Here is a 421-nt window from a genome sequence, read left to right as displayed (position 1 = left end):
AACCTGCTGCGGCGAGAGGTGATCGCCCGCACCGGCATGCTCGACTGCGGCTCGCACGCCAAGACGTGGGACCTGCTGCGGCTCACCCGCATGCCGGCCATCCGGATCGACTGCGGGTACCTGTCGCACCCGGTCGACCGCCAGCTGCTGCTCGACGCCCGGCTGCGCAGCACCGTCGCCTCCAGCGTGCTCGCCGCCGTCCAGCGGCTGTTCCTGCCCGCCGAGGCCGACCCGCCGACCGGCACGTACCAGCTGTCCACCCCTGCCTGAGCGGTTCCGTCAGCGACCCTCCGTACACTTCGGCAATGTCCTCCCTGACGCCTGACCCCTCGGTCAGCGCGTCGGTCCCGGTCCCGGCGCGTCACCCGCGGCTGGACCCGCTGGCCGACCGCTACGCCGCCCGCACGCACGGCATGAAGAG

The 421-nt window shown here is 72.9% G+C and carries 1 protein-coding gene; it reads left to right on the top strand.

Annotated elements, in window-relative coordinates; translation table 11 throughout:
- Positions 1–270 (top strand): N-acetylmuramoyl-L-alanine amidase (locus tag M3677_RS17535; RefSeq protein ID WP_251161219.1); only part of this gene is annotated, 270 nt, incomplete at its 5' end.
- Between the last annotated feature and the right edge of the window lie 151 nt (positions 271–421).

This window comes from Curtobacterium sp. P97 (assembly GCF_023712445.1).
Lineage (GTDB): Bacteria > Actinomycetota > Actinomycetes > Actinomycetales > Microbacteriaceae > Curtobacterium.
This window is presented reverse-complemented; position numbering and strand designations above follow the sequence as displayed.